The organism is Psychromonas sp. (assembly GCF_983033635.1).
Genome location: NZ_CEZLMY010000194.1, coordinates 1 through 6,032, shown reverse-complemented (window position 1 = coordinate 6,032; position 6,032 = coordinate 1). Strand labels below are relative to the sequence as shown.

General features: G+C 37.5%; 5 protein-coding genes, 1 tRNA gene and 1 pseudogene. 1 reads left to right on the top strand and 6 read right to left on the bottom strand.

The window, feature by feature from the left end; all coding sequences use genetic code 11:
• The first annotated feature begins 732 nt into the window (after window positions 1-732).
• A complete protein-coding gene (locus AC4GME_RS16545) occupies window positions 733-1,953 on the top strand; it encodes an EAL and HDOD domain-containing protein (protein WP_490378492.1) in 1,221 nt (406 codons plus the stop codon).
• Window positions 1,954-2,046: 93 nt separating this feature from the next.
• On the opposite strand, the gene AC4GME_RS16540 is transcribed toward AC4GME_RS16545, so the two are convergent.
• The 6 genes and pseudogenes from AC4GME_RS16540 to AC4GME_RS16515 form a co-directional block, all read right to left on the bottom strand.
• Entirely contained in the window at window positions 2,047-2,529 is a 483-nt protein-coding gene (locus AC4GME_RS16540; RefSeq protein WP_490378493.1) for a YehS family protein, read from the bottom strand.
• Between the two features lie 128 nt (window positions 2,530-2,657).
• Window positions 2,658-3,716, bottom strand: a complete 1,059-nt coding sequence (nadA, locus tag AC4GME_RS16535) for a quinolinate synthase NadA (protein ID WP_490378494.1) — start codon at window positions 3,714-3,716, stop codon at window positions 2,658-2,660.
• Between the two features lie 124 nt (window positions 3,717-3,840).
• Window positions 3,841-3,916 (bottom strand) — tRNA-Lys (locus AC4GME_RS16530).
• 186 nt (window positions 3,917-4,102) lie between these two features.
• Window positions 4,103-4,801 (bottom strand): tol-pal system protein YbgF, encoded by a 699-nt coding sequence (ybgF, locus tag AC4GME_RS16525; protein WP_490378270.1) that lies wholly within the window; start codon window positions 4,799-4,801, stop codon window positions 4,103-4,105.
• A gap of 42 nt (window positions 4,802-4,843) precedes the next feature.
• Complete coding sequence (gene pal, locus AC4GME_RS16520; protein ID WP_490378271.1) at window positions 4,844-5,386, bottom strand: peptidoglycan-associated lipoprotein Pal; 543 nt, start codon at window positions 5,384-5,386, stop codon at window positions 4,844-4,846.
• 29 nt (window positions 5,387-5,415) lie between these two features.
• A pseudogene (locus AC4GME_RS16515) lies at window positions 5,416-6,032 on the bottom strand (Tol-Pal system beta propeller repeat protein TolB); the annotation flags it as partial.

Genomic DNA, 6,032 nt, shown 5'->3' with positions numbered 1-6,032 from the left:
AAGGGGCACAAAGCGCCTTAGAGCTTTTGTGCTATTTATCTATTGAGATCACTCCATTTACGCTCGCTTTCTCCCAAAACCGAGCGTTGCGTAATATTTAGTGGGACTGGTACAGGTTACTTTTAACGCTTGCTGTTGCTTTAAAATCAGTACTGTACTGATTAGTCTTTTTTCCTGTTTTATATGCTGGCATAAACACCTCTATTTCAAATAAAGGTGTCTACTAGATCGGATCAACTACAAACTCCCCTTATCTGTGTTGTTAGTTTTGAAGTGAGAATAACTATCCCCGGCATAATACTTAAGCACTTCATTAATTCGTTTGTGATACTTTATAATCATTAAGTATCTGCCAGTTATGACTTTAAATACAGGCGCAGATAGAGCTCTGAAAATGATTGCTTATAAACAGAAAAACGACAAGTAATCTCGGTTTTTATTGATCAACAAGGCTTAAAAACCCTTTCCTTCCCATGATGTTAAAGACTTATGTGAGTTTAGAGAGAATAGAGAGTTAAATATGAAAGGACAAAGATAATCGCACTCAATTTTTGAACTGTAAGCATCTTTACAGGTGTGACCTTGCTTGACATAACATAATTCACTAAAGACCATGGTGCAATTTTATCCTCCCTGCCAGAATTAATAATCAATACCGCTATAACGGCTAAAAAGCATTTACGTTACGCGAGCATAAATAGCTAGCTAATATTTATCGCAGAGGGATCAAATTTGTATTCATATGTTGCTCGCCAACCTATTCTAGATATTAATCGACAAGTTATCGCTTATGAGCTTTTGTTTAGAGACGGCAAGAGTAATAGTTTTCCAAATATTGATCCAAACCAAGCAACATCAAACATTCTCACCAATAATCATTTAACCTTGGGGCTCGAACAAATAACGGGTAATTTACCTGCTTATATTAATTTTCATGATGATACCCTAATTCGTCATTTCCCAAGTTTTTTAGATCCTCAGAAAGTGGTCTTAGAAATTCTCGAAGATGTCACTGTCAATGAAGAATTAGTTACTGCATGTACATCATTAAAAGAAAAAGGTTTCCAAATCGCTTTAGATGATTATGACTTCGATCCTAAATGGCAGATCTTTTTTCCATTAATAAGTATTATCAAAGTTGATATTTTAGCTTTTACTATTTTAGAAATTAGTAAATTAGTTCGACAACTAGTGGGTTTAAATATCACATTGCTAGCCGAGAAAGTTGAAACGGCGCAGCAATTTGAGCAGTTGAAGATGTTAGGATTTACACTTTTTCAAGGTTATTTCTTTGCCAAACCTGAAATGCTAAAACAAAAGAAAATATCAACAAACAAACACAGTATTATTGATTTGATTCATCACGCTAACCAAGTTGAGTTAGACTTAAACGCGATAAATGACATATTTCGTATTGATCCGGGATTGAGCTACAAATTACTGCGATTTATTAACAGCGCAACTTACGGTAGCCGTCAAGAAATCTCTTCACTAAAACACGCACTTGCTTATATTGGCGAGGTTGAACTAAAGAAATTTATAGCATTACTTTCACTAGCAGATTTAAGTGAAGGAAAAACACCTGAAATAATGCGCTTATCCTTAGTCAGAGCAAAATTTTGTGAGCAAATTGCGCATTTTCGTCATGCAAGTGAAAATCCACCAAAAGCTTTTTTAACCGGCATATTATCATTAATTGATGGTATTTTAGATCATGATCTAGAAAGTTTGCTTAACGTCCTGCCCGTACACAGTGAAATAAAAGCAGCACTTCGAAATGAAAATAACGACTTAGCGCTTTATTTACTCTTAATAAAAAAAATTGAACAAGGCGACTGGCAAGAGAGTGAAGTTATTGCCGTAACACTGAGCTTAAACAGCGAGATTTGTTTTCAAGCCTACAAAAAATCGCTCACTTGGGCGGATCAAATTCTTAGCAGTGAAAATGCTTAATTATCATAATAGATCTCAATAATTGTCTGTTACTTACAAAAAAACCGAGCTAAAAGCTCGGTTTTTCAATTTATAAAGCAAGCTAATTACAAATTAAGCTTCGCCTTCACTGCCACGGAAACGTTTAGTTATACCGTTTAAGAAGTTACGTAACAACTGATCGCCACAGACTTTATAGTTGCGGTGATCTTTCTTTCTAAACAGTGCAGATAGCTCAGATTTAGACACAGGGAATTCAGCAGAATCTAATGCAGCCAGCATATCATCTTCTTTGAAATTAAGTGCAATACGTAATTTACGAAGAATATCGTTATTAGGCATTACCTCTTTGGCTGGCAAAATAATTGGGCTTGAACCCTCTTTTTTACCACGTTTTTCATTAATAAGGCCATCTAAAAATAGTGATAAAAGACTATCACGACAGAATACAAAATTTTCTTCACCCTCTTTTGCCATGATGCTGTGCAGGTAATTTTCATCAATTGCATTATCGACAGACGCAAAAATCTCTAGCATTTTTTTATCGTTAAGTTGTAACGCATAACGTACACGTCGTAAAACATCATTTGTGATCATAAGTTCTCAATAGTTAGTAGGTAAAAGTGGGCATACTATAAGCAAAGCGCGAAAATATGCCAATTCAGAGCGGACAGTTAACAGTTGCGAAACTATCTGCCTTATTTAAAAATTATGCAGATAAAGGTTTAAGCATTACCTTTAACTTTTAACTGCTGTTCTGCTGCAAAATCCAACATGCGATTTAATGAAACAAGCGCACCTTGTGCAACTGTTTCATCTACATGGATTTCATGACCTGTTGCATCATTTAATGCGTTATATATCGCTTTTAGGCCGTTCATAGCCATCCAAGGACAATGAGCACAGCTACGACATGTTGCGCCGTTACCAGCGGTTGGTGCCGCTAAGAACTCTTTATCAGGACAGGCTTGCTGCATTTTGTAGAAAATACCGGTATCGGTTGCCACAATTAGCTGTTTGTTAGGAAGTTCTTGAGCTGCTTTGATTAATTGACTTGTTGAACCGACAGCATCGGCTAATTTCACCACACTCTCTGGTGATTCGGGATGAACCAAAATAGCTGCATCTGGATAAACCGCCTTCATATCTCGAAGCGCACTGGCTTTAAACTCATCATGAACGATACAGTCGCCCTGCCACATCAGCATATCCGCATCTGTTTTTGCTTCGATATAACTACCTAAATGGCGATCTGGTCCCCAAATTATTTTTTTATCTTCACTATCGAGATGTTCAACAATCTCTAATGCAATGCTTGAGGTTACTACCCAATCAGCACGCGCTTTAACAGCTGCAGAGGTATTCGCATAAACCACAACAGTGCGATCTGGGTGCTGGTCACAAAATTCAGAGAATGATTCAATAGGACAACCAACATCTAGCGAACAAGTTGCTTCAAGCTCTGGCATTAAAACATTTTTATGAGGCGTTAAAATTTTCGCTGTTTCCCCCATAAAACGAACGCCGGCAATAATCAGTGTTTTTGCTGAGTGATCACGACCAAAGCGTGCCATCTCCAACGAGTCAGCAACATAACCTCCCGTTTCTTCTGCCAATGCCTGAATTTCAGGATCTGTATAGTAATGAGCAACTAAAACAGCATCTTTATCGATTAATAACTGTTTTATCTTGGCTTTGTAATCGAGCTTTTCTTGCTCTGAAAGCACAGCAGGCTTAGCTGGGAAAGGATAGTCAGAACCAACAAGGGGAGAGAATTTGCTCATCATCGTCTCTTAGATATTAAAAATGGGTGCAAATTATAACAATTACACGAACTAATGTGTACAGAATTAAATGCAGATAAATTATATAGGGGATTTTAAATTAAAGGGATAACTATAAGGAAAGTGGTGGGCCGTGAAGGATTTGAACCTTCGACAAATGGATTAAAAGTCCACTGCTCTACCAACTGAGCTAACGGCCCGAACATTTTTCGGTGTTACTATTAATTGCGACTTAATATGAACTTAATCACACATCGGTCTCAACTGCGGCGTATAATATACAAAAATTTTAATAGCGCAACAAAAAATAATATTTTTTTTTCTGTTTGCTGAGAAAATAAACAAAATAGAAAACAAGCCTCACTTAAGCTTGTTCTCAACTGCTTTTATAAACCTTTTAAACGTTTTTCAGCTAACCCTGCGGCAGATGAATCAGGATACTCTTTTAATACTTTTTTATAAAAATCTTTGGCTGAAGCTATTTCACCTAAATATTCATCGATAATACCAATTTTAAACAAGGCATCAGGACGTTTGCTTGAATCAGGGAATTGCTCGGTAACGATTAGAAAAGCCGATCTGGCTTCCTTACGTTTCTTCTGCTTGTATAACAGTTGTCCTAGCCAATATTGCGCATTAGCAACATAGCTTGATTTAGGATAATCAATTACAAACGCTTCAAATGCAGTAACTGCCTGATCGTACTCTTTGTTAACAAGCACTAGATCTACGGCGCTCTGGTAAACTGCTTGTTCATTTTCAGCACCAGGTGCAACAGAGCCATTATTGGCAACTGCAGTTATTGCCGGTTTATTTTGTTCTTCAATCAGTTGATACAAATTACGCTGACGGTTTTCAATCTGCTCAATTTTATGATTAAACAGCTCGATACTACCTGTAATTTGGTTCATCTCCTGCGATAGTTGATCAAGTTGATTTTGAAAACGTATCTGCATCTTATTACGCGTTTCTAATAAACGGGTAAGCTCCTGCAACTGCTTTTCTATCTGTTTATCACTTTTTGCAAGCGTCACATCATTAACAGGCGCGGCTGCAAAAACAGAAGCAGATAAAAAAGTGGTCATAAAAATGACCACATTATAATTAACTTTTTTCATACTCAGTAATTAGTATGTTAATTCTGCACGACGGTTGTCAGCCCAAGCCGCAGCGTCATGAGAAAAGTTAACAGGCTTCTCTTCACCGTAACTTACAATGCTAATTTGGCTTGATGCAACACCCATATTTTCCAGGTAAGTAGAAACAGATGCAGCACGACGTTCGCCTAGTGCGATATTGTATTCAGGCGTGCCTTTTTCATCAGTATGACCTTCAATGGTCAAAGATTTTTCAGGGTTATTAACTAAGAATTTAGCATGCGCATCTAGAATCTTAATGTACTCAGGTTTGATCATCGATTTATCAAAATCAAAGCTAATAGTCGTTTCTAAAATCGCTGCAGTGTACTCTTGAACCATTAACTCTTCTTCTGTTAATTCAACAGCTTCAATAGTCTCTGTTTGTACCGTATTATCGGCAGTTGATTCAGTTGCTTTCTCGGTTGCTGTTTGAGTTGACTCAGAATCAGTATCGCCAGTAGAGCTACATGCGCCTAACGCCAACATTGGTAGTGCAATCAATAAGCTTTTTGAAATCATTGTTAAGTTCATTTTCTTTCCTTATTTTCTTGTTAATTAATTTAGTTTAAAAATGGAGACCATGCCGGTGATTTAACCTCACCGTTTTTTGCTGGAATGTTCGCTTTAAAGCGTCCATCCATCGAAACCAACGCCAAGCCCTGCTTACCTTGAAAGACAGTACTATAAACAATCATACTGCCGTTAGGCGCAACACTTGGTGATTCGTCTAGCTGAGTTCTCGTTAATGTTCTTAACTCACCAGAATCAAGATCTTGCACTGAAATTTTATAATTTCCGTTATGGCGGCTCACTAGCACAAGACTATCACCATCAGGGGTAATTGTGCCACCTAAATTCATTTCACCTTCCCATGTTAGGCGTTTTGTTTTACCAGATGTGAGCTCAACTTGATAAATTTGTGGTCTGCCACCCCGTTCCGATGAAAAAATCAAACTTTTGCCGTCCGGTGCCCAACTTGGCTCTGTATCAATAACACGATTATTGGTAACCCGGCGCAGTGCTTTACTCATTACATTTAATATATAAATATCTGGTTGCCCGTCTTTTGATAAAACCACTGCCAACTGTTTGCCATCTGGCGACCAGCTGGGCGCACCGTTAATTTTAGGAAAAGAAGTCATTAACTCACGCTTTTGGCTATATAAATCTTGTATAT